Annotated in this window: 16 protein-coding genes; 6 read left to right on the plus strand and 10 right to left on the minus strand. The window is 70.5% G+C overall.

Going from position 1 to position 24,103, the window contains the following annotated elements:
• The first annotated feature begins 265 nt into the window (after window positions 1–265).
• The 4 genes from ACIA79_RS04815 to ACIA79_RS04830 all read left to right on the plus strand — a co-directional run bounded on the left by ACIA79_RS04815 (window position 266) and on the right by ACIA79_RS04830 (window position 5,929).
• Window positions 266–925 (plus strand): LuxR C-terminal-related transcriptional regulator, encoded by a 660-nt coding sequence (locus ACIA79_RS04815; RefSeq protein ID WP_399426707.1) that lies wholly within the window; start codon window positions 266–268, stop codon window positions 923–925.
• Window positions 926–1,003: 78 nt separating this feature from the next.
• The gene (locus ACIA79_RS04820; protein ID WP_399426708.1) at window positions 1,004–2,299 is read left to right on the plus strand and encodes an HRDC domain-containing protein; all 1,296 of its coding nucleotides are present in this window, start codon (window positions 1,004–1,006) and stop codon (window positions 2,297–2,299) included.
• A 283-nt stretch (window positions 2,300–2,582) separates the two neighbouring features.
• The gene (locus tag ACIA79_RS04825) at window positions 2,583–3,803 is read left to right on the plus strand and encodes a thiolase family protein (protein WP_399426709.1); all 1,221 of its coding nucleotides are present in this window, start codon (window positions 2,583–2,585) and stop codon (window positions 3,801–3,803) included.
• Window positions 3,800–5,929 (plus strand): 3-hydroxyacyl-CoA dehydrogenase NAD-binding domain-containing protein, encoded by a 2,130-nt coding sequence (locus ACIA79_RS04830; RefSeq protein WP_399426710.1) that lies wholly within the window; start codon window positions 3,800–3,802, stop codon window positions 5,927–5,929. The genes ACIA79_RS04825 and ACIA79_RS04830 overlap by 4 nt, the downstream gene beginning before the upstream one ends.
• A 145-nt stretch (window positions 5,930–6,074) precedes the next feature.
• Here the strand turns inward: ACIA79_RS04830 and ACIA79_RS04835 are convergent, their stop codons facing one another.
• The gene (locus ACIA79_RS04835) at window positions 6,075–7,187 is read right to left on the minus strand and encodes a hypothetical protein (RefSeq protein ID WP_399426711.1); all 1,113 of its coding nucleotides are present in this window, start codon (window positions 7,185–7,187) and stop codon (window positions 6,075–6,077) included.
• A gap of 112 nt (window positions 7,188–7,299) precedes the next feature.
• Here ACIA79_RS04835 and ACIA79_RS04840 point away from each other — a divergent pair, with 112 nt between their 5' ends.
• Window positions 7,300–7,692 (plus strand): NTP pyrophosphohydrolase, encoded by a 393-nt coding sequence (locus ACIA79_RS04840; RefSeq protein WP_399426712.1) that lies wholly within the window; start codon window positions 7,300–7,302, stop codon window positions 7,690–7,692.
• Window positions 7,693–7,705: 13 nt separating this feature from the next.
• Here ACIA79_RS04840 and ACIA79_RS04845 read toward each other — a convergent pair whose 3' ends face one another.
• The 9 genes from ACIA79_RS04845 to ngcE form a co-directional block, all read right to left on the minus strand.
• Window positions 7,706–9,226, minus strand: a complete 1,521-nt coding sequence (locus ACIA79_RS04845; RefSeq protein ID WP_399426713.1) for an amino acid permease — start codon at window positions 9,224–9,226, stop codon at window positions 7,706–7,708.
• 157 nt (window positions 9,227–9,383) lie between these two features.
• Window positions 9,384–11,294 (minus strand): 1-deoxy-D-xylulose-5-phosphate synthase, encoded by a 1,911-nt coding sequence (gene dxs / locus ACIA79_RS04850; RefSeq protein ID WP_399426714.1) that lies wholly within the window; start codon window positions 11,292–11,294, stop codon window positions 9,384–9,386.
• Window positions 11,295–11,479: 185 nt separating this feature from the next.
• Window positions 11,480–12,763, minus strand: a complete 1,284-nt coding sequence (locus ACIA79_RS04855) for a sugar ABC transporter permease (RefSeq protein ID WP_399426715.1) — start codon at window positions 12,761–12,763, stop codon at window positions 11,480–11,482.
• Window positions 12,760–13,554, minus strand: coding sequence for an ATP-binding cassette domain-containing protein (locus ACIA79_RS04860; protein WP_399426716.1), 795 nt, complete (start codon window positions 13,552–13,554; stop codon window positions 12,760–12,762). Before ACIA79_RS04860 ends, ACIA79_RS04855 begins: the two co-directional genes overlap by 4 nt.
• Before the next feature lie 250 nt (window positions 13,555–13,804).
• Window positions 13,805–14,905, minus strand: coding sequence for a substrate-binding domain-containing protein (locus ACIA79_RS04865; RefSeq protein WP_399426717.1), 1,101 nt, complete (start codon window positions 14,903–14,905; stop codon window positions 13,805–13,807).
• Between the two features lie 121 nt (window positions 14,906–15,026).
• Window positions 15,027–16,226, minus strand: coding sequence for an ROK family protein (locus ACIA79_RS04870; protein WP_399426718.1), 1,200 nt, complete (start codon window positions 16,224–16,226; stop codon window positions 15,027–15,029).
• A 226-nt stretch (window positions 16,227–16,452) separates the two neighbouring features.
• On the minus strand, window positions 16,453–17,400 hold the full coding sequence (locus ACIA79_RS04875; protein ID WP_399426719.1) for a carbohydrate ABC transporter permease: 948 nt from the start codon (window positions 17,398–17,400) through the stop codon (window positions 16,453–16,455).
• Window positions 17,401–17,412: 12 nt separating this feature from the next.
• Window positions 17,413–18,336, minus strand: coding sequence for a carbohydrate ABC transporter permease (locus ACIA79_RS04880; RefSeq protein WP_399426720.1), 924 nt, complete (start codon window positions 18,334–18,336; stop codon window positions 17,413–17,415).
• A gap of 74 nt (window positions 18,337–18,410) precedes the next feature.
• On the minus strand, window positions 18,411–19,859 hold the full coding sequence (ngcE, locus tag ACIA79_RS04885) for an N-acetylglucosamine/diacetylchitobiose ABC transporter substrate-binding protein (RefSeq protein ID WP_399426721.1): 1,449 nt from the start codon (window positions 19,857–19,859) through the stop codon (window positions 18,411–18,413).
• Between the two features lie 396 nt (window positions 19,860–20,255).
• On the opposite strand from ngcE, the gene ACIA79_RS04890 reads away from it, so the two are divergent.
• Window positions 20,256–24,080 (plus strand): GH92 family glycosyl hydrolase, encoded by a 3,825-nt coding sequence (locus tag ACIA79_RS04890; protein WP_399426722.1) that lies wholly within the window; start codon window positions 20,256–20,258, stop codon window positions 24,078–24,080.
• Window positions 24,081–24,103: the final 23 nt, after the last annotated feature.

Below are 24,103 nucleotides of genomic sequence, written 5' to 3' on the forward strand. Positions count from 1 at the left end.
CGTGGCCGCCCGGGCGGGGGATCCGTACGCCTGACCCCTGTACGGACGAGCGGCTCCGGAGCGCGGGGGCGCGCCGGGGCTATCGGAAGGGGGCGCTCGTAGGATGATCGATCACCCGTCCGAATTGCCCCAATTGTTACTCACCAAATCGTGATCTTCCCCTAAAGGCGGGCGGAAGGGCTGCCGAATAGGTCTGTGACCCTTCAAACACGGTTCGCCCGGCTTCTTCCCCGAGCCGGTGTCCCGCACCTTCCCAGGAGGCCTGGTGTCCGTTCTCCTCGAGCAGCCCGCAAGCCTGGTCGCCTACCGCCCGAACAAACCGACGGCCATGGTCGTCGTGGCCGACCCGCGCGTCCGCTCCACCGTGACCCGCCATTTGTGGGCCCTCGGAGTGCGTGACGTCATCGAGGCGTCGTCCATCGCGGAGGCCCGCCCCCGCATCGGCAACCCGCGCGACATCTGCGTTGCCGATGTCCACCTGCCCGACGGTTCCGGGCTGACCCTGCTGTCCGAGACCCGCGCCGCCGGCTGGCCCAATGGCCTGGCCCTCTCGGCGGCGGACGACATCGGCGCCGTACGCAACGCCCTCGCCGGTGGCGTCAAGGGCTACGTCGTCACCGGTACGCGCACCAACATCGGCCACCCCACCCGTCCCGGCGCCGCACCCATCGGCGCCGCCGCCCGGCTGCACCGCCGTCCCCCCGGCGCCCCGAGCCACCCGGGCGGCTACCGCGAGCTCTCCGGCCGTGAGGTCGAGGTGCTGCGGCTGGTGGCGGAGGGCCAGTCGAACAAGGCCATCGGCGTCTCGATGGGCCTGTCGGCCCTGACCGTCAAGAGCCACCTCGCCCGCATCGCCCGCAAGCTCGGCACCGGTGACCGGGCGGGCATGGTCGCCGTCGCCCTTCGTACAGGAATCATCCACTGACCGGTTTGCATGACATCGGCGCCCGCCGACGGAACGTTCCGTCGGCGGGCGCTTGCCGTTCACAGATACCCTTGACAGGTGACCGACGCCCAAGAGACCGCAGCAGAGACAGCACTGCGCACCGCCGGGGGCGGCCCTCCGGACGACGGCGTCGCAGACGGCGTCATCGACGGGACGCCGATCCCCTTGCTGGAGCCCCGCGAGGGCGTACCGCCCGTGGTGGCCGACGAGCATGCCCTCGCCGAGGTGATCGCCGCCTTCGCGGCGGGCACCGGACCCGTCGCCGTGGACGCGGAGCGCGCCTCCGGCTACCGCTACGGGCAGCGCGCCTATCTGGTGCAGCTGCGCCGGGAGGGTGCGGGTACGGCACTGATCGACCCGGTCGGCTGCCCGGACCTGTCCGCGCTCGGCGACGCCCTCGCCGGCACCGAGTGGATCCTGCACGCCGCAACCCAGGACCTGCCGTGCCTGCGGGAAATAGGCATGGTGCCGACCCGGCTGTTCGACACCGAGCTGGCAGGACGCCTCGCGGGCTTCCCGCGCGTCGGGCTCGGCGCGATGGTCGAGTCGGTGCTGGGGTACGCCCTGGAGAAGGGGCACTCCGCGGTGGACTGGTCCACCCGCCCGCTGCCCGATCCGTGGCTCCGGTACGCCGCGCTGGACGTCGAGCTGCTCGTCGACCTGCGTGACGCACTGGAGAAGGACCTCGACCGGCAGGGCAAGCTGGACTGGGCCCACCAGGAGTTCGACGCCATAGCCTCCGCCCCGCCGCCCCCGCCCCGCAAGGACCCCTGGCGCCGTACGTCCGGGATGCACAAGGTGCGCAGGCGCCGGCAGATGGCCGTCGTGCGGGAGCTGTGGACCGCCCGCGACCGGATCGCCCAGCGGCGCGACGTGTCGCCGGGCAAGGTCCTCAGCGACGCCGCGATCGTCGAGGCGGCCCTCGCCCTGCCGGCGAACGTGCACGCGCTGACCGCGCTGCCCGGGTTCGGGCACCGCATGGGCCGCCGCCAGCTGGAGCAGTGGCAGGCGGCCGTCGACCGCGCCAAGGCGCTGCCGGACGCCGAGCTGCCCCAGCCGGGGCAGCCGCTGCAGGGTCCGCCGCCGCCGCGTGCGTGGGCGGACAAGGACCCGGTGGCCGCGGCCCGGCTCTCGGCCGCCCGGACGGCGGTCTCGGCGCTCGCCGAGTCGCTGAACCTGCCGCAGGAGAACCTGATCACGCCGGACACCGTGCGGCGGGTGTGCTGGGAGCCGCCGAAGGAGGTCACGCCGGAGACGGTGGCAGGCGCGCTCGCCGGGTTCGGGGCGCGGCCCTGGCAGATCGAGCAGGTCGCGCCGGTGCTCGCGGCCGCGCTGGCCTCGGCGCCGTCCTGACCGCAGTCCTGTATCGCAGCCTGACCGCGGTCCGCGGAGGATCCCATTCCGGAACCCCCGGCCTTCCCGGCCGGGGGTTCGGCCGTCCCCGGGGCGGGGACGAGAAGGCCGTGACCGGCTGCGCCGCCCCGTCCGGGGGTGCGCCACGGGTGTGACCTTCAACGCTCCGGGCGGGGGGACTGGGCAGTCTGGTTACCCGTAAGTAGCATGTGGGCAAGCAAGCACGCGCTTAGCCGCGCGTCGCAGCAGTGCAGTGCCATCCCGCACCTGGAGGAGAGCCATCGTGCCTCGTACCGTCAGGGACGTCGTCTTCGTCGACGGCGTCCGCACCCCGTTCGGCAAGGCGGGCCCGAAGGGCATCTACCACGAGACCCGCGCCGACGATCTCGTCGTGAAGGCGATCCGGGAGCTGCTGCGCCGCAACCCGGGCCTCGACCCCGCCAAGATCGACGAGGTCGCCATCGCCGCGACCACCCAGATCGGCGACCAGGGTCTGACCCTCGGGCGCACGGCCGGCATCCTGGCGGGCCTGCCGCAGTCGGTGCCCGGCTACTCGATCGACCGCATGTGCGCGGGCGCCCTGACCGCGGTGACCTCGGTCGCCGGCTCCATCGCCTTCGGCGCGTACGACGCCGTCATCGCGGGCGGTGTCGAGCACATGGGCCGCCACCCGATGGGCGAGGGCGTCGACCCGAACCCGCGGTTCGTCAGCGAGAAGCTGGTCGACGAGTCGGCCCTGTTCATGGGCATGACCGCCGAGAACCTGCACGACCGGTACCCGCACATCACCAAGCTCCGCGCCGACGAGTACGCCGTGCGCTCCCAGGAGAAGGCCGCCAAGGCGTACGCCAACGGCAAGATCCAGGCCGACCTGGTGCCGATCTCGGTACGTCGCACCAACGCCGAGGCCGGCGAGACCGGCTGGGGCCTGGTCACCGCCGACGAGCCGATGCGCCCGGGCACGACCCTGGAGTCGCTGGCGAACCTGAAGACGCCGTTCCGCGTCCACGGCAACGTCACCGCCGGCAACGCCGCGGGCCTCAACGACGGCGCCACCGCGTCGATCATCGCGTCCGAGGACTTCGCCCGCGAGAACGACCTGCCGGTCAAGATGCGCCTCGTCTCGTACGCCTTCGCCGGCGTCGAGCCGGAGGTCATGGGCTACGGTCCGATCCCCGCGACCGAGAAGGCGCTGGCCAAGGCCGGGCTCTCGATCGAGGACATCAACCTCTTCGAGATCAACGAGGCGTTCGCCGTCCAGGTCCTGGCCTTCCTGGACCACTACGGCATCGCCGACGACGACGCGCGCGTCAACCAGTACGGCGGCGCCATCGCGTTCGGCCACCCGCTGGCCTCCTCCGGCGTCCGCCTGATGACGCAGCTGGCGCGCCAGTTCGAGGAGCAGCCCGAGGTCCGGTACGGCCTCACCACCATGTGCGTCGGCTTCGGCATGGGCGCCACGGTCATCTGGGAGAACCCCCACTTCGACGGAGGCAGCAAGTGAGCACCACCGCTGAGCTTTTGAAGGGTGCGGCCGAGCTGTTCCCGGACGAGGTCGTCACCAGCGCCCACGTGCGGCACTTCGACCTGCCGTTCGGCGCGGGCCGGTTCGCGCTGATCACGCTGGACAACGGCTTCGACCACACCAAGCCGACCACCTTCGGCCCGCAGTCGCTGGCGAACCTCAACACCGCCATCGACCAGGTCGAGAAGGAGGCGGCCGAGGGCACCATCGTCGGTGTCGGCATCACCGGCAAGCCGTTCATCTTCGCCGTCGGCGCCGACCTCAAGGGCGTGGAGCTGCTCAAGCGCCACGAGGACGCGCTGGCCATCGGCAAGGGCGGCCACGACGTCTTCAAGCGGCTGTCGTCGCTGGGCGTGCCGACCTTCGCGTACTACAACGGCGCGGCGATGGGCGGCGGTGTCGAGGTCGGTCTGCACTGCACCTACCGCACCGTGTCGGCGGCCCTGCCGGCGTTCTCGCTGCCGGAGGTCTTCCTGGGCCTGGTCCCGGGCTGGGGCGGCTGCACCATCCTGCCGAACCTGATCGGCGCCGACCGCGCGGTCTCGGTCATCATCGAGAATTCGCTCAACCAGAACAAGCAGCTCAAGGGCGCTCAGGTCTACGAGCTCGGGATCGCCGACGCGATCTTCGAGGGCGCGGACTTCCTGGAGCAGTCGCTGCTGTGGACGGCCTCCGTCCTCAAGGGCGAGATCGTGGTCGAGCGCGCCGACGTCGACCGCGGCGAGGCCTGGGACCAGGCCGTCGCCCGCGGCCGCTTCATCGCCGACTCCAAGGTGCACGGCGCGGCCCCGGCCGCGTACCGCGCCCTGGACATCATCGAGGCGTCCAAGGACGGCGACCTGCAGAAGGGCTTCGACGCCGAGGACACCGCGCTCGCGGACCTCATCATGGGCGGCGAGCTGCGCTCCGGCATCTACGCCTTCAACCTGGTCCAGAAGCGTGCCAAGCGCCCGGCCGGCGCCCCGGACAAGAGCCTGGCCCGCCCGGTCACCAAGGTCGGCGTGGTCGGCGCCGGTCTGATGGCCTCCCAGCTCGCGCTGCTGTTCCTGCGCCGCCTGGAGGTGCCGGTCGTCCTGACCGACATCGACCAGGAGCGCGTCGACAAGGGTGTGGGCTACGTCCACGCCGAGATCGACAAGCTGCTCGGCAAGGGCCGCATCAACCAGGACAAGGCCAACCGTCTCAAGGGCCTGGTCTCCGGTGTGCTGGACAAGGCCGAGGGCTTCGCCGACGCGGACTTCATCATCGAGGCCGTGTTCGAGGAGATGTCGGTCAAGCAGAAGGTGTTCGCGGAGGTCGAGGCGGTCGCCCCGGCGCACGCGATCCTCGCCACCAACACCTCCTCGCTGTCGGTGTCGGAGATGGCCTCCAAGCTCCAGCACCCGGAGCGCGTGGTCGGCTTCCACTTCTTCAACCCGGTCGCGATCCTGCCGCTGCTGGAGATCGTCCGCGGTGAGCAGACCGACGACGCGTCCCTGGCCACGGCCTTCGGCGTCGCGAAGAAGCTGAAGAAGACCGCCGTGCTGACGAAGGACGCCCCGGCGTTCGTCGTGAACCGCATCCTCACCCGCTTCATGGGCGAGATCCAGAACGTCATCGACGAGGGAACCCCGGTCGAGACCGCGGAGAAGGCCATCGAGCCGCTCGGCCTGCCGATGTCGCCGCTGGTGCTGCTGGAGCTGGTCGGCCCCGCGATCGGTCTGCACGTCTCCGAGACCCTGAACCGCGCCTTCCCGGAGCGCTTCAAGGTCTCCCCCAACCTCAAGGCGGTCGTCGAGGCCGGCAAGCGCGGCTTCTACGTCTACGACTCGGGCAAGCCCGAGCTGGACCCCGAGGTCGCGGCGCTGCTGAAGCAGGGCGACGTCGTCCTGACGGAGCAGCAGGTGCGGGACCGCGTCCTGGACGCGGTGGCGCAGGAGATCGGCCTGATGCTGGACGAGGGCGTCGTCGCCGAGGCGCAGGACATCGACCTGTGCCTGATCACGGGCGCCGGCTGGCCCTTCCACCTGGGCGGCATCACGCCGTACCTGGACCGCGAGGGCGTCTCGGAGCGCGTCAACGGCAAGCGTTTCCTGGCCCAGGGCGTGGCGAGCGTCCCGGCGTAACCGCGCACGGAGCGGCCCGACTGCCCCGCACCGCCGTCCGGCGGTGCGGGGCAGTCGTCGTACACGGGCGGGCACGGAGAAACGCCGGAGGGGCTGACACGCGGTCAGCCCCTCCGGCGTTCGGCGGATCTTGCGGACCCGAGACTCAGACGCGGCGCCAGGCCTCCAGGGCAAGGCCCGGCTCGGGCTTCTGGCGGGTGATGCGCAGGGCGCCGTCCGTGCCGATGGCGGCGATCACGACGCGGCCCTGCGCGTCCAGGTTCATCGCCGGGGCGCCCAGCACGGGGTCGCCGGTGGTGGACCAGTGGGCGCCGGACTCCTCGGCACCGGTGGGGCAGGCCGCGACGGAGAGGCGGCCGTCCCGGCCGCGTACGGCGAGGACCGTGCAGTCGTGGCCGTCGATGACCGTGCGCACGGCGGCGGGCGGGCCACCGGCCGGGGTGAGGCCCAGCGCGACCGTGTCGCCGCCGGGGCGGTGCACGACCAGCTCGCCGGTCGTGGCGTCCGTACCGTACAGGCTCAGCCGGTCCGGGCCGGTCTCCAGCGGCGTCACCGAGCCGCCGGCCAGGCCCACCGGGTAGGCGTCGGACGGCTCCAGCGCGCCGGCCGGCTCGGGCTGCGCCCAGTGCCGGACGGCGCCGGGGCCGACGGCGAGCACGTGGACCCTGCCGGACGCGCTGGTGAGGGCCGTGAGGGACTCGTGGGAGCCGTCGCCGGCCAGCTCGACCCAGGCGCCCCACCTGCCGTCGCGCTGCTCGGCGCGCACGCTGATGCGGCCGCCCGGGTTGAGCGGGAGCACGTACAGGGAGCCGTTGTGGTCGACGGTGGCGGCGGGCTGTCCCAGGCTGCCGCCGTGCTCGACGTCGGCGAAGGGGCAGCCGAGCGGGTGCCACGGCGTGGTGCGGCGGCCCGACTGGTACTGGGTGGCGTGCGCGAGGCCGACGTCGATCAGGCCGTCGTCGCGGACCGCGCGGCGCTGCGCGACCAGGTGCACGTAGCCGTTGGGCCCCTGGCCGAGGGCGAAGTGCTGGGCCTCGGGCATCTCGAAGAACAGCGGCTGCGACCACTCGGGGCCGCCGGGGCGGCGTTCGGTCCAGCACAGCATGCCGCCGTCGGCCGCGGCGTACGCGCCGAGCCGGCCGTCCTTGCCGATGAGCAGCCAGCCGCTGGTCGCGGGGGCGTGTGCGGGGTGTGTGACCGGGGCCGGGAGAAGAGCCGTCGCCTTCTTCTTGGACCTGCGCAGGGGCCGCAATGCCATGCCTCGAGGGGACCCTTCCCTGACCGTGGTTCCGGTGGTGTCCGGACACCTCACGGACTGACCGTAGTTGGACCGACGATAACACTTCCCCCGCAGGTGAGAGGCTGGGCCCATGACCTCTGCACGCAGCGTACTGGTGGTGGTCGACGCGGCCAACGTGGTGGGTTCGGTCCCCGACGGCTGGTGGCGCGACCGCCGGGCCGCCGCCGAGCGGCTGCGGGACCGGCTCGTGGCGTTCGCGGCCGCCGGCGTGGCCGGCCACGCGGGGCCGGTCGAGATGGTGCTCGTCGTGGAGGGGCGGGCGCGGGGCGTGGAGCCGGTGCCCGGGGTGGGGGTGGTGGCGGCGCCCGGAAGCGGTGACGACCTCGTCGTCGAGCTGGTCCGCGAGGCGCGGGACACGGCCGGCCGGCCGTGCCTGGTGGTCACGGCCGACCGGGAGCTGCGGCGGCGGGTGGCGGAGCTGGGCGCCGATTGCGCCGGGCCGAGTGCCGTACGGGGCCTTTAGGAGCCCCGCGGGGCTACGGGGTGTCCCGTGTGCCGAGCGATGCCGTGCGGCGGCCCAGCCGGCTGTGGGAGCGGCCGTAGAGGAAGTACACGACGATGCCGGCCAGCATCCAGACGGCGAAGCGGAACCACGTCTCACCCGGCAGGTTGAGCATCAGCCACACCGAGGCGGCCACCGACAGGATCGGGACGACCGGCACCCAGGGGGTGCGGAAGGCGCGGTGCAGGTCGGGGCGGGTGCGCCGCAGAATGATCACGCCGATCGCGACGACCACGAAGGCGAAGAGAGTGCCGATGTTCACCAGGGTCGCCAGCTCGTCGATGCTGGTGAAGCCGGAGACGAAGGCGATGAGCACGCCGAGCAGGATGGTCGGGCGGTACGGGGTGCGGAACTTCGGGTGCGTGACGGAGAAGAACCGCGGCAGCAGCCCGTCGCGGCTCATCGCGAAGAACACCCGGGTCTGGCCGAGGAGCAGGATGAGGCACACGGTCGTGAGGCCGACCGCCGCGCCGAAGCTGATGACACCGGCGTAGAAGGGGTGCCCGACGGACTTGAACGCGTCGGCGAGCGGGGCGCTGGTCGACAGCCGCGTGTAGTGCTGCATACCGGTGACGACCAGCGCGACCGCCACGTACAGCACGGTGCAGATGAGCAGTGAGCCGAGGATGCCGCGCGGCATGTCGCGCTGCGGCAGTTTGGTCTCCTCGGCGGCGGTGGCGACGACGTCGAAGCCGATGAAGGCGAAGAAGACGACGGACGCGGCGGTGAAGATGCCCATGACGCCGAAGTTGGTGGGCTCGTACCCGAAGATCGTCGAGACCAGTGCGGCGTCCCAGCCGGACACGGTCTCGGGGGTCACCTTCTTGGGGATGAACGGCGAGTAGTTGTCGCCCACGACGAAGAACAGGCCCGCGATGATCACGATCATGACCACCGTCACCTTGATCGCCACGACGAGCGCGGTGATGCGGGCCGACAGCTTCATGCCGACGACGAGGACCGCGGTGAGCACCAGGACCAGGAGGAAGGCCAGCAGGTCGAAGGTGCCCCCTGCCACGTCCGGCCCCTGGAGCCAGGCCGGCAGGTGCCAGCCGACGTTGTCCATCAGTGAGCGGACGTAGCCGGACCAGCCGACGGCCACGACGGCCGTGCCGAGGGCGAACTCCAGGACCAGGTCCCAGCCGATGATCCAGGCCGGCAGCTCGCCGAGGGAGGCGTACGCGAAGGTGTACGCCGAGCCGGCCACGGGGACGGTGGAGGCGAACTCCGCGTAGCACAGGGCGGCCAGCGCGCAGACGATGCCCGCGGCGACGAACGCCAGCGCGGTCGCGGGGCCCGCGTTCTCCTTCGCCACCTTGCCGGTGAGGACGAAGATGCCGGTGCCGATGATGACACCGACGCCGAAGACCGTCAGGTCCCAGGCGGAGAGTGACTTCTTGAGAGCGTGCTCCGGCTCCTCGGTGTCCTGGATCGACTGCTCGACGCTCTTCGCCCGGAACAATCCGGCATCGCGTGACTGCTGGCCAGTGCTCACCGGCGTACCTCCGTACCCATCGGCCTCTACGGCCATGATCGAGAGAGGTGTGGGGTGGCGCCCGCCCGCAGGCTGCTATTCACACGAAAGGACCGGCCGGAAACCCCTGGGGTACTCCGACCGGCCCTATGCGGTGCGCCGCGGCGGCGCCGCGCCGTCAGTCGCGGGCGGGCTCGATCTCCGCGTCGTAGCGGCCGTCCAGCGTGGCGACCAGACCGGTGACCTGACGGGCGATGTCGGGAGCGGTCAGACCGATCTCGGCCATGACCTCCGCGCGCGAGGCGTGGTCCAGGAACCGCGGCGGGATGCCGAAGTCGCGCAGCGGTACGTCGACGCCCGCGTCGCGCAGGGCCTGGGCGACCGCGGAGCCGACACCGCCGACCCGGCCGTTGTCCTCGACGGTGACGACGACGCGGTGCTGCTCGGCGAGCGGCGCCAGCGCCTCGTCGACCGGCTTGACCCACCGCGGGTCGACGACGGTGGTGGAGATGCCCTGCTGGTCGAGCAGGCCGGCGATCTCCAGGCACATGGGCGCGAGGGCACCGACCGAGACCAGCAGCACATCGGGCGTGTCGGTGCCCGCCTTGCGCAGGACGTCCATGCCGCCGACGCGGCCCACGGCCTGGACGGCCGGGCCGACCGCGCCCTTGGAGTAGCGCACGACGGTCGGTGCGTCGTCGACCTCGACGGCCTCGCGCAGCTGGGCGCGGACCTGGTCGGCGTCGCGCGGGGCGGCGATCCGCAGGCCGGGCACGACCTGGAGGATCGACATGTCCCACATGCCGTTGTGGGAGGCGCCGTCGGTGCCGGTGATCCCGGCGCGGTCCAGGACGAAGGTCACGCCGCACTTGTGCAGGGCGACGTCCATGAGGACCTGGTCGAAGGCGCGGTTGAGGAAGGTGGCGTAGACGGCGACGACCGGGTGGAGGCCGCCGGTGGCGAGCCCGGCGGCGGAGACCGCGGCGTGCTGCTCGGCGATGCCGACGTCGTACACCCGGTCGGGGAAGGCCTTGGCGAACCTGTCCAGGCCGACCGGCTGCAGCATCGCCGCCGTGATGGCGACGATGTCCTCGCGCTCGCGGCCGAGCTCGACCATCTCGTCGGCGAACACCGACGTCCAGTCGGCGCCGGAGGTGGAGATCGGCAGGCCGGTGTCCGGGTGGATCTTGCCGACGGCGTGGAAGCGGTCGGCCTCGTCCTGGAGGGCCGGCTGGTAGCCGCGGCCCTTCTCGGTGAGGCAGTGCACGATGACCGGGCCGCCGAACCGCTTGGCGCGGGACAGCGCGGACTCCAGGGCCTCGATGTCGTGGCCGTCGATCGGGCCGACGTACTTCAGCCCGAGGTCCTCGAACATGCCCTGCGGGGCGATGAAGTCCTTCAGGCCCTTCTTGGCACCGTGCAGCGTCTCGTACAGCGGCTTCCCGACGACCGGGGTGCGGTCGAGGATCTCCTTCGTACGGGCGAGGAAGCGCTCGTAGCCGTCGGTGGTGCGCAGCGTGGCGAGGTGGTTGGCGAGGCCGCCGATCGTCGGGGCGTAGGAGCGCTCGTTGTCGTTGACGACGATGACGAGCGGGCGGTCCTTGGCCTCGGCGATGTTGTTGAGGGCCTCCCAGGCCATGCCGCCGGTGAGCGCGCCGTCGCCGATGACCGCGACGACGTGGTCGTCCCGGCCCAGGACCTCGTTGGCCTTGGCGAGGCCGTCGGCCCAGCCGAGGACGGTGGAGGCGTGGCTGTTCTCGATGACGTCGTGCTCGGACTCGGCGCGCGCCGGGTAGCCGGACAGGCCGCCCTTCATCTTCAGCCTGGAGAAGTCCTGCCGGCCGGTGAGCAGCTTGTGGACGTAGGACTGGTGGCCGGTGTCCCAGAGGATCTTGTCCTTGGGGGACTCGAAGACCCGGTGCAGGGCGATGGTCAGCTCGACCACGCCCAGGTTGGGACCGAGGTGGCCGCCGGTCTTGGACACGGCGTCCACGAGGAAGGACCGGATCTCCGCGGCCAGCTGGTCCAGCTGCTCCGGGGCGAGCCGGTCGAGATCGCGCGGGCCCGTGATACGGGTCAGCAGAGCCACCCGTGCCTCCTTGCGTGTTGAGCTGGTCGAGCTGCCGATTTGGTCGAGTCTAATGTTCCGCCCCTGATCGTCATCATCGGGCGGTGGGGTCTTCGTCAGGGTGTACGTCACGCCAATGGCGCAGACGCAGCAGCGCCCGGCACCGGTTGAGCGGTGCCGGGCACTGCGGGTGTGACGTGTGCGACCTACGCGCGGCCTGCGGTCTTCTGCGTACGGCGGGAGACCGAGTCGATCACGACGGCGGCCAGGAGGACCGCGCCGGTGATCATGTACTGGATCTCGGACGCCATGCCGAGCATGTTCAGGCCCTGCTGGATCGACTGGATGACGATCATGCCGAGCAGCGCGGACCAGACCTTGCCGCGGCCGCCGAAGAGGCTGGTGCCGCCGATGACGGCCGCCGCGATGACGAGCATCAGCGTGTTGCCGCCGCCGAGGCTCTTGGTGGCGCCGCCGGAGAGGCTGGCCACGAAGAGCCCGCCGAAGGCGGCGAGCAGGCCGGAGAGGCCGAAGACGGTGATGCGGACGCGGTCGACGTTGATGCCGGCGCGGCGCGCCGCCTCCGCGTTGCCGCCGACCGCGAAGACCTGGCGGCCGAAGGTGGTGCGGCGGGCGACGAAGTCGGCGACGACCAGGACGATCAGGAAGAGCACCAGGGCGAGCGGCAGGCCGCGGGCGCCGGCGGGCTCGTTCAGGACGTACGCGACGACGAAGCAGAGCACCGCGACGACGGCCGTGCGCAGGACGACCTCGCTGGCGGGGCGTGCGGGCAGGCGGGCGGCCTTGCGGCGCTTGCTGTCCAGCAGCAGCGAGGCGGCGTACGCGAGGACGGCCACCAGGGCGAGGCCGTAGGCGGCGGCCTTGTCCTCGAAGTAGTAGCCGGTGAGGTGCTCGACGACGGAGCCGGTCGGCGCGTTGATGGAGCCTTCCTTGCCCATCAGCCAGATCTGCAGGCCGCTCCAGCCGAGGAAGCCGGCGAGGGTGACGACGAAGGCCGGCACGCCGATCTTGGCGAAGAAGAAGCCGTGGAGCAGGCCCAGTCCGAGGCCGCACAGGACGGCGATGGCGACGGAGAGCCAGTCGTTCATGCCGTTGCTGACGTTGAGCACGGCCCACACCGCGGCGCCGACGCCCGCGACGGAGCCGACCGAGAGGTCGATCTCGCCGAGGATCAGGACGAAGACGATGCCGACCGCCATGATGCCGAGGCCGGAGGTGTAGACGGCGATGTTGGCGACGGAGCTCGCGGACAGGAAGTTGCTGTTCTGCGCCTGGAAGACGATCGCGATGACGATCAGGCCGATGAAGACCGGGAGGGAGCCCAGCTCACCGCCGCGGACCTTGCGGGTGAACTCGGTCCAGTAGCCCTTCAGGCCCTCCTCGCGGACGAGCAGGCGCGGGTCGACGGCCGGGATCGGGACGGCGGAGCCCTCGGCCGGGGGTTGCGGGGTCTTGGTGAGGTCGCTCACTTCGCGTCCTCCTTCGTGGCCGTACGCGCCTGCCGGCGGGTCACGGCGTTGTCCGTGGCGCCGGTGATCGCGGCGATGATCTCTTCGTGCGTGGTGTCCTTGACGTTGAAGACACCGTTGTTGCGGCCCAGCCGCAGGACGGCGACGCGGTCGGCGACGGCGCGCACATCGGCCATGTTGTGGCTGATGAGGATGACGCCGTGGCCACGCTCGCGCAGCCGCTCGACCAGATCGAGGACCTGGGCGGTCTGCTCGACGCCGAGGGCGGCGGTCGGCTCGTCCAGGATGACGATCTTGGGGTCGCCGATCAGGGCGCGGGCGATGGCCACGACCTGCCGCTGGCCGCCGGAGAGGGCGGCGACGGGGATGCGGACGCTGGGGATGCGGATGGACAGGGTGTCCAGCAGTTCCTTGGCGCGCTTCTCCATGGCGATCTCGTCCAGGACGGAGCCGTGGCGCAGCTCGTTGCCGAGGAAGAGGTTGGCGACGACGTCGAGGTTGTCGCAGAGGGCGAGGTCCTGGTAGACGGTCGCGACGCCCAGGTCCTGGGCGTCGTTCGGCCGGGTGACGCGGACGGGCCGGCCCTCCCACACGATGGCGCCTTCGTCGATGGGGTGGACCCCCGAGATCGTCTTGACGAGCGTCGACTTGCCGGCGCCGTTGTCGCCGACCAGGGCGACCACCTCACCGGCGTGGATCTCCAGGTCTACGTCGGTGAGCGCCTGGACGGCGCCGAACCGCTTGGAGACTCCGCGCAACGCCAGCACGGGCGTAGCGGACACGTGAATCATCTCCTTCGCCGCCTGTCCGGCGGGGATGGTGGTGCGTTGAGCAAAGGGGTGCGAGGGCCGGGCCGTCGGCCGGGCCGCGGGGCCCGGCCGGGGCACTCGGGGCGCACGGCCGCCGAGGAGCCCCGGGTCCGGGGGAGTCCGGCGCCCCGCCCCCGTTGCTTGCGGGGCGTGGAGGGGGCGGGCGCCGGACCGGTGCAGGGGGGCCGCGGTGCGGGCCCTCACCTGTGGGGGGGGTGCGCGATGCCGGCGGCTACTTGATGCCGGCCGCCTCGCAGGCCGCCTTGTACTCGGCGGTGCAGATGTCCGCGGGGCTGTAGACCTTGTCGGCGATGATCGTGGAGCCGATGTTGTCCTTGGTCACGATCTCGGCGTCGTAGAGCTTGGCCGGGATGTCCTTGAACTCACCGGTGAGGCTGGTGACCTTCGTGGAGACCAGGTCGTCGATCTTGTCGCCCTTGAGGAGGCGGACGGCGATCTCCGCGGTGGTCTCGGCCTCCGGCTTGATCTGCTTGTAGATCGTGAAGGCCTGGTCGCCCTTCAGGATGCGCTGCAGACCGGCGAGCTCGGCGTCCTGGCCGCCGACCGGGACCTTGATGCCCTGCTTGCTGAGGGCGGTGATGATGCCGCCGGCCATGCCGTCGTTGGCGGAGTAGACGCCCTGGAAGCCGTCCTTGCCCAGGGAGTCGATGGCGGCGCCCATCTTCTTGTTGGCCTCGTCGGGCGACCAGTCCGGGATGTCCTGCTCGTAGACGACCTTCTTGACCTGCTTGTCGAGGACGCTGTGCGCGCCCTTCTTGAACAGCGGGGCGTTGGGGTCGGTCGGCGAGCCGTTGATCATGACGACGTTGGCGTCCTTGGCCTTGGCGCCGAGCGCCTTGACCAGGCCCTCGCCCTGCAGGCGGCCGATCTTCTCGTTGTCGTACGACACGTACGCGGAGATCGGACCCTCGGCGAGGCGGTCGTACGCGACGACCTTGACGCCCTTCTTCTCGGCCTGCTGGACCCAGGACTTGGTGGCCTTGTAGTCGACCGCGTCGAGGATGATCACCTTGACGCCCTGCGTGACGAGGGCGTCGAACTGCTTCTTCTGGGTCTCGGTGTCCTGCGCGGCGTTGTTGTACTTGACCTCGCAGTCCGAGCAGAGCTGCTTGATCTTCGCCTCGATGATCGGGCGGTCGAACGTCTCGTAACGGGTCGTCTTGTTCTCCGGCAGCAGCAGACCGATGGTCTTGCTGTCGCCACCACTCCCGCCGGCGTTCTCACCGTCGCCCGCCTTGCCGCACGCAGCGAGGGTCGCGGCCATGGAGACCGCGGCGGTGCCTATGACGAAGCGTCGCGTCATTGCGTTCATGTGGGTTGCCTCCCTGACGAGGCCGCGACGTTGCGGCCGAGGTGGCTGTGAGTCAACTCGGCCGACTCGCCGTCGTCAAGGAGTAAATTGACAACGAGATGACAACGGTGCCATCCGTTATCTAAGTGAACGCAGGCGTGGAGGCGGGGACGGCGCTCTCCAGCAGGGTCGAATCGCCCATCTCACTCAATACCAGGGCGAGCGCTCCGAGCACTTCGGCCCGCCCGCCGAGGGCCCCCGGAGCCACCGAGAGCTGCCGGGCGGCGCTGGGGATCGCGTACCGCGACACCGACTCGCGGATCGGGGCCAGCACCAGCTCACCGGCCTCCGCGAGGTCGCCGCCCAGCACGACCCGGCTGGGGTTGAGGAGGTTGCACAGGTTGGCGACACCGCTGCCGATGTGGCGGCCGACGTCCGCGATCACCCGGCGGCAGCCGGGGTCGCCCTCCCGGGCGAGCTGCACGACCCGCTCCATGGTGAGGTCGGGCCCGTGCCCGGGCTGGAGCAGGGGCAGGACGTACCGCGCGGCGGTGAAGGTCTCCAGGCAGCCGCGGTTGCCGCAGCGGCACACGGGGCCGGACTCGTCCAGCGTGATGTGGCCGATCTCGCCGGCGGTGCCGCCGGGGCCCCGGTAGATCTGCCCGTCGATCACCAGCCCTGCGCCCACACCGCTCGCGACCTTGATGTACGCGAGGTCCTTGACCCCGCGGCCGCCGCCCCAGACGAGCTCGCCGAGGGCGCCGAGGTTGGCGTCGTTGTCGACGTACACCGGGACGCCCAGGCGGCGGGAGAGCTCCTCGCTGGGGTTGATGCCGGTCCAGCCCGGCAGGATCGACGTGGAGCCCAGGGTGCCGGAGGAGACGTCGATGGGGCCGGGCACGCCCAGGCCGACGCCGACCACCTTGTCGCGGCCGATGCCGGTCGTCTCGATCAGCCGTTTGACCAGGTGTTCCGCCCGGTCGAAGCCCTCGGCGGAGGAGGCGTCCACGTCCAGCGGCTCGGACTCCTCGGCGAGCACCTGGTGGGCCAGGTTGCCGACGGCCACGCGCAGGTGGGTGTGGCCGAAGTCCACGCCGATGACGATGCCGGCGTCCCCGCTGAGCGAGACGCTCCGGGCCCGGCGGCCGCCCGCGGAGGTGGGGGTCACCTCGACGGTGCCGCCGTCCTTCAGCTCCCGGACGATGTTGGAGACCGTGGCCGCGGAGAGGCCGGTGGTCCTGGCGATCTCCGCCTGGGTGAGGGAGCCGGCCATGCGCACGGCACGTACGACCCGCTCGAGGTTGGCCCGATGCAGAGATGTCTGCGACCCCGGAGTCTCCATCGACTCTCTCACTCCTGCCGTTTTCTCCAACATGTGAACTCTAAGCTGAGCCTTTTGGGTTGCTCCCCGTCAAGACCTTGAGCGTTGCGGGCCTCTGATGAGCGACCAAGATGCGGAGAAAGCGGGCATAAGCCCTTTTTAACCGCGAAACCGCCCGGCGGCGGGGGTGACCCTGCCGCCGGGCGGTTTCGTTTCGTGAGCGGATCGTCGCCGCGTGCCCGTTCCGTTACTTCAGCGCACCGGCCGTGAGGCCAGCCTGCACCTGCCGCTGGAAGACCGCGTAGACGACGAGCACCGGCAGCATCGCGATCATCATGCCGGCCATCAGGGCACCCCAGTCGTTCTCGTACCCCTGCTGCAGGGCGATCATCGCCAGGCCCTGGGTGAGGACGTACTTGTCCTCCTGCTGGTTCAGCACCATCGGCAGCAGGTACTGGTTCCACTGCCCGAGGAAGTTGAAGATGCCGATGCTGATGAGACCGGGTTTGGCCATCGGCAGCATGACCTGGAAGAACGTCCGGGTGTGCGAGGCTCCGTCGATCATGGCCGCCTCCGCCACCGAGGTCGGCAGCGTACGGAAGAACGCCGTCATGAAGAAGACGGTGAACGGCAGCGAATAGGCGATGTACACCAGGATCAGCCCGTGGTACGTCGCCAGCAGCGAGCTGCCCGGGAAGTCCCGCAGCACGAAGAACAGGGGGATCACCAGCATGAAGACGGGGAAGGACATGCCCGCCACGAACAGGTAGTAGACGAACCGGTTGCCGGGGAAGGTGAAGCGGGCCAGGACGTACGCGGCCATCGAGCCGAGCACCATCGTGCCGATGACCGAACCGCCCACCACGATCGCGGTGTTCACGAAGTACTGGCCCATGTTCGCGTCGTTCCACGCGTTGGACCAGTTCTCCCAGTGCAGGGTGGCCGGCAGGCCCCAGGGATCGGACAGGATGCCGTTGCTGTCCTTGAAGGCGCTCCACAGCACCCACAGCAGCGGCACGCCGACCATCAGCGCCCACACCGCGAGGATGCCGTGGGAGAAGACGTTGAGCACACCGCCCGCGGCGCCGCGGCCGCCCGCAGGCCGGGGCGTGCGGGCGAGGGGGCCGGGCGCGGCGGGCCCGCCGTCGTCCCGCTTCGCCACGACGGGGGTCTTGTCGATCTCTTCGGTCGTCATCCGCCGTACCCCCTAGTACTCGATCCGCTCACGGCGCGCGAAGCGCATCGTGAGCACTGCGAACGCCATCGTGACCACGAGCATCGCGACACCCATGGCGGAGGCGTAACCGAACTGGCTGTCGCGGAAGGCCGTCAGGTACAGCCTCAGCGGCATGACGTCCGTGGCGCCGTCCGGGCCGCCCATGTTCACCGACATGATCTGGACCAGGGCGAAGGCGTCCAGGGCGATGATGCCCATGTACACCCACCCGGTCTGGACGGTGTCCCACAGCAGCGGGAGCGTGATCCGGAAGAAGGTGTGGAAGCGGCCGGCTCCGTCGAGCAGGGCCGCTTCGTAGATGTCCCGCGGGATGGAGGCCATCGCCGCGGAGAACAGCACCACGTAGAAGCCGACGTGGCCCCAGACCATCACCGCGCTGATGCACCACAGGGCGAGGCTCTTCTCCCCCAGCCACGCGTTCTGCAAGGAGTCCAGGCCGATGGCGCCCAGCAGGGAGTTCAGCATGCCGTCGTCCGGATCGGGGTTGTAGATGTTGAACCAGATGACGGCGATGATCGTGATGGAGATGACCTGCGGGAAGAAGAAGACGAACTTGTAGAAGGCGGAGCCGGTCACCCCGGTGACGACCGCGTTCTTCCGGCGCGGGCCGCCCACGTTGAGCATGAACGCGAAGAAGAGGCCGAGGCCCAGCGTGACCACCGGCACCAGCGCGAGCATGTAGATGTTGTGGCGCAGGGCGTTCCAGAAATCGTCGCTTTCCCAGAGCTTGGCGAAATTGTCCACACCGACGAATCGCGCACTGCCGACGAGCCCGGACCAGTCGGTCATGGAGATCTGGAAGGCCTGCACGAAGGGCGACAGGACGAAAAGGCCGTAGATCAGCAGAGGCAGGGCCAGGAAGCCCACGATGAATCGGTATTTGCCGTGTTGCACGGTGCTCCCCGGCCCTTCCCTCGTTCTGGCGTGACGGCGTGCGACGACGTCGGATCGGCTGCGGACCGAGCCGGTCAGGCGGACCGCTTGAACTTGGTGACGGAGCTGTCCTTGGCCACCTTGTCGCATTCCGCCTGGGTCTTCTTGATCCATTCGGCAGCTTTGAGCTCGCCCGTGAGCAGCTGGCCGGTCAGACCGCCGATCTTCTCGTCGGTGAGGGCCGGGTACCACTCCTGGAGCTGAAGGCTGATCAGGTTCTCGCCCGCCTCCTTGAACACCTTGCTGGCGGAGGCGAGGCCCGGCGAGAGGGTCATGCCCGCGGTGGCGTCCATGACACAAGTGAGCGACTTGACCTTGGTGGCGAAGTTCTGGGCGTGCTTCCGGGAGAGCATGATGCGCAGCAGCTCCATGCCTCCGGCCGGGTTGCGGCCCTTCGCGGCGACGATGTACGGCTCGCTCGGCTCGCCGCGCAGGGTGCCGTGCGGCATCTTGTCGCCGGTGCCCTCGAAGAGGGCGCCGACGGCCATGCCGAAGTCCTTCGGCGTGGTGGGGGCGGCCTCGTTCTCCACCCAGGAGCCGTTGGGGATGAAGACGGCCTTGCCCTTGTTCCAGGCGGTCTGGGACTGGATGTGGGTCAGGCCCTGGCTGCCCGGGAGGAAGTACTTCTTGGCCGCGAGCTCCTCGTAGTGCTCGACGACCTCCTTGACCGCGTCGTTCGACGTCCAGGCGCCCGGCTCCAGGTTGTCGATCGCGATCCACTTCTCCATGCCGCCGATCTTGGCGATCTGGGCGAAGAGGTTGAAGTGGACGTAGTAGGGATACTTTCCGGCGTACGTCCAGGGGGCGATGCCGGCCTTCTTGATCTCGCCGCAGAGGGTGACCATCTCGGAGAGCGTCCTGGGGTACGTCCAGCCCTTGTCGTCCAGCAGCTTTTGGGAGTACCAGGTCCCGTAGATGGTGAAGGCGTAGTAGAGCACGTCGAACGCGTCGCCGTGCCTGCCCTTCTCGATGGTGCTGGGGTGGATGGTGTCCCGGACCTTCCTGGCCGGGTCATCGAGGGAGGGCGCGTCGAGCAGCGCGGAGAGCTCCTGGAGCTGGCCCTGGGTGGACAGCTTGTTCATGTCGAGGTGGTCGGCGCCGGAGTTGTCGATGACGTCCGGCGGGTTGCCGCCGGCGAAGCGGGGCGTCAGCTTGGGACCGACCTGCTGGGTGCCGGTGTGCTTGACCTCGGCTCCGTAGGTGGCCTTGTAGTCGGCCTCCGCGTCCTTCGCGTACTGGTCGCCCAGGCCGCCCTTGAAGATGAACGCCTCCAGGGGGGCGCCCTTGGCCACGCCGAGCGGGTTCTTCGCGGTCTTCTCGCCGCCGGGGGCCTTCGTCTCCTTCTCGCTGGTGCCGCCGCCGGTGGCGCAGGCGGAGAGGAAGCCGGCCGTCGGTACGGTGACCAGGCCGAGTGCGGCGGACCGCTTGATCAGATCACGGCGGCCGATGCCGTCGTTGCCGTTGCGGGCGGAGGTGGATCCCATGCTCAAGTCCTCGCCTTCTCCAGGACTCATGCGGTGGACCGGTCGCCCGTACTGCTCGCCCGCAGGCGAAGGGCCCCGCCACCGCGGTCAGGTGCAGCTTGGGTCGTGTCGCAGATGCTTGGGTCGCCGACAGGTATAGTCCACTTTTCGTCAACCGGGCAAGATCGAAAGCAACTTTGGCCGGCCTTCTTTCCCGAGTTGAGACCTCACGGAAAGGCCGGAGGTCCTGATCCGCATTTACGCGCCGTCAGGTGCGGCAGAACGACTGAATTCCGCCTTCCGCCGCGGCCAACACCCTTGACACCACTCGCCACTTACTTCCTACTGGTGCCTGCGCAGCTCACCTGACAACGTTGTCCACCACGCTTCGGCGCGAGGCAGGAGGCAGGACGCGGCATGCACCTCCGATCGAGAAAACGGCACAGACACCTCCGTACGGCCGCCCTTGTGGCGGCCGCTTCCCTGACCGTGACGGCCGCGCTGACCGCCGCCCCGTCGGCCGCACTGGCCCTCGCCCGCCAACCCGAACCGGTGGAGCGGCGGTTCAGCTCCTCCTTCGAGGCCGGCGAGGCGCCGCCCACCTGGCGCAACACCGTCGACCTGGACGCCGCGGGAGAGCGTCGGGCGTCCGGCGTCGACGGCGGCTTCGCCGCCGGAATACCGGGCAACGTCACCGAGAAGGTGACCGAGCTGCGGGCGAGCGGGGAGAATTCCGCCGCCGGGGAGACCAAGGAGAACCTGGTCGACCTCCAGCCCGGCACCAAGTGGCTCACGTTCTCCCCCACCGCCTGGGTCGAGTTCGACCTGGAGGAGCCGGTGGCGGTCGCCACGTACGCGCTGACCTCCGCCAACGACCACGCGCCCCGCGACCCGGCGGACTGGACGCTCAAGGGCTCGGCCGACGGCACCCGGTGGACCGTCCTGGACACCCGCGCCGGCCAGTCGTTCACGCGGCGCTTCGAGACCAGGACGTACGACCTGGAGCGGGCCGCCTCCTACCGGCACTACCGGCTGGAGATCACCCGGAACAACGGCGCCGCCGACATCACCCAGCTCGCCGACGTGCAGTTCTCCGACGGCGACACCTCCACGCCCGTGCCGCCCGACATGCGCAGTCATGCCGACCGGGGCCCGGTCGGCTCCCCCACCGCCAAGGCCGCCGCCGGGTTCACCGGCAAGCGGGCGCTGCGCTACGCCGGGACCCACCGGGCGGCCGGGCGGGCCTACTCGTACAACAAGGTCTTCGACGTCGACGTGCGCGTCGGGCGCGACACCGAGCTGTCGTACCGCGTCTTCCCCTCGATGGCGGAGACCGACCTGAACTACCCGGCGACGCACGTCGCCGTGGACCTGGCCTTCACCGACGGCACCCGCCTCAGCGAGCTGGGCGCGGTCGACCGCCATGGCGGGGCCCTGTCCCCGCAGGGCCAGGGCGCCGCCAAGCGGCTCTACGTCAACCAGTGGAACCACGTGTCCTCCTCGATCGGCACCGTGGCCGCCGGGAGGACCGTCGACCGGATCCTGGTGGCGTACGACGCGCCCCGGGGCCCGGGGAAGTTCCAGGGCTGGATCGACGACATCACGCTGGAGCCGAAGACCCCCGAGCGGCCGGCCGCCCACGTCTCCGACTACGCCTCCACCGTGCGCGGCACCAACTCCAGCTCCTCCTTCTCGCGCGGCAACACCTTCCCGGCGACCGCCGTACCCCATGGCTTCAACTTCTGGACGCCGGTGACCCACGCAGGCTCCAAGAGCTGGCTGTACGAGTACGCGCGCGGCAACAACGCCGACAACCTGCCCGTCCTCCAGGCGTTCAGCGCCAGCCACGAGCCCAGCCCGTGGATGGGCGACCGGCAGACCTTCCAGCTGATGCCCTCCGCCGCGGCCGGCACCCCGCCCACCGGGCGGAGCGAGCGGGCGCTGCCCTTCCGCCACGAGAAGGAGACGGCGAGACCGCACCACTACGCAGTCACCTTCGAGAACGGGCTGAAGGCCGAGATCGCCCCGACGGACCACGCGGCGATGATGCGGTTCACCTACCCGGGCGCCGACGCGTCGGTCGTCTTCGACAACGTCACCGACGAGGGCGGGCTGACCCTCGACCCTGCGACCGGCTCCTTCACCGGCTTCTCCGACGTCAGGAGCGGTCTGTCCACGGGCGCGACGCGGATGTTCGTGTACGGCGTCTTCGACGCGCCCGTCACCGGCTCCGCGTCGGCCGGTGTCAAGGGCCATCTGCGCTTCGACGCGGGCGCCGACCGCACGGTGACGCTGCGCATGGCGACGTCCCTGATCAGCGTCGAGCAGGCGCGGCGGAACCTGGCCGCCGAGATCCCACCGGGCACGGGCTTCGAGCGGGTGCGCGCACGGGCGCAGGCCGCGTGGGACCGGATCCTCGGCCGCGTCCGGGTGGAGGGCGCGACGCGCGACCAGCTCGTGACGCTGTACTCCAACCTCTACCGGCTGTACCTGTACCCGAACTCCGGCTTCGAGCGCGTCGACGGCAAGGACCGGTACGCGAGCCCGTTCTCCCCGCCGACCGGTCCCGACACGCCGGTGCACACCGGCGCGAAGGTCGTCGACGGCCGGGTGTACGTCAACAACGGCTTCTGGGACACCTACCGCACGACCTGGCCCGCGTACTCCTTCCTCACCCCGCGACGGGCGGGCGGCCTGGTGGACGGCTTCGTCCAGCAGTACAAGGACGGGGGCTGGATCTCCCGGTGGTCCTCCCCCGGCTACGCCGACCTGATGACGGGCACGTCGTCGGACGTGGCGTTCGCCGACGCGTACGTCAAGGGCGTGGACTTCGACGCGGAGGCGGCGTACGAGGCGGCGCTGAAGAACGCGACGGTGGTGCCGCCGAGCCGGGGCGTGGGCCGCAAGGGCATGGAGACCTCGCCCTTCCTCGGGTACGCGTCGACCGAGACCCACGAGGGCCTGTCCTGGTCGCTGGAGGGCTACCTCAACGACTACGGCCTGTCGAAGATGGCGGACGCGCTCTTCGAGAAGACCGGCAAGGCGCGCTACAAGGAGGAGTCCGCCTACTTCCTCGACCGGGCACGCCAGTACGTCACGCTCTTCGACAAGGAGGCGGGCTTCTTCCAGGGGCGGAACCTCCGGGGCGCGTGGCGGGTCCCGTCGGCCTCGTACGACCCGCGCGTCTGGGGCTACGACTACACCGAGACGAACGGCTGGGGTTACGCCTTCACCGCGCCCCAGGACAGCCGGGGTCTGGCCAATCTGTACGGCGGCCGTGCGGGGCTGGCGAAGAAGCTGGACACCTACTTCGCGACGCCCGAGACCGCGTCACCGGAGTTCACCGGCTCCTACGGCAGCGTCATCCACGAGATGACGGAGGCGCGGGACGTGCGGATGGGCATGTACGGGCACTCCAACCAGGTCGCGCACCACGTGACGTACATGTACAACGCGGCCGCGCAGCCCTGGAAGACGCAGGAGAAGGTGCGCGAGGTGCTGTCCCGGCTGTACACGGGCAGCGAGATCGGGCAGGGCTACCACGGCGACGAGGACAACGGCGAGCAGTCCGCCTGGTGGCTGTTCTCGGCGCTCGGCTTCTACCCGCTGGTCGTGGGCGGCGGGGAGTACGCGATCGGCTCGCCGCTGTTCACCGAGGCGACGGTGCGGATGGACAACGGCCGCACGCTGGTGGTGCGGGCGCCGGAGAACAGCGCCCGGAACGTCTACGTGCAGGGGCTGAGGGTCAACGGCAAGCGGTGGACGTCGACCGCGCTGCCGCACGCGCTGATCGCGCGCGGCGGGGTGCTCGAGTTCGAGATGGGCCCGAGGCCGTCGGCGTGGGGCACGGGCAAGGGCGCGGCGCCGGTGTCCATCACGCGGGACGACCGGGTGCCGTCACCGCGGCGGGACGCGCTGGCGGGCGCCGGCGAGCTGTCCGACGACACGTCGGCGACGGCGGCCTCGCTCTCCGCGGCGGTGGACCTGCCCGTGCCCGCCGGCACCCGCGCCGTGCAGTACACACTGACCTCGGCGGCGCGGGGCGCCGCCCCTTCGGGGTGGGTGCTCCAGGGGTCGCGGGACGGCACCGTGTGGCGGGACCTCGACCGGCGGTCGGGCGAGTCGTTCGCGTGGGACCGGCAGACGCGGGTGTTCACGGTGGCGCGGCCGGGGACGTACGAGCGGTACCGGCTGGTGCCCGCGGGCGCCGCGACGCTGGCGGAGGTGGAGCTGCTGCGCTGAGGCGTACGCGGAAGGGCCGCACC

The sequence above is a fragment of the Streptomyces sp. NPDC051310 genome, assembly GCF_044455245.1.
Taxonomy (GTDB): Bacteria; Actinomycetota; Actinomycetes; order Streptomycetales; family Streptomycetaceae; genus Streptomyces.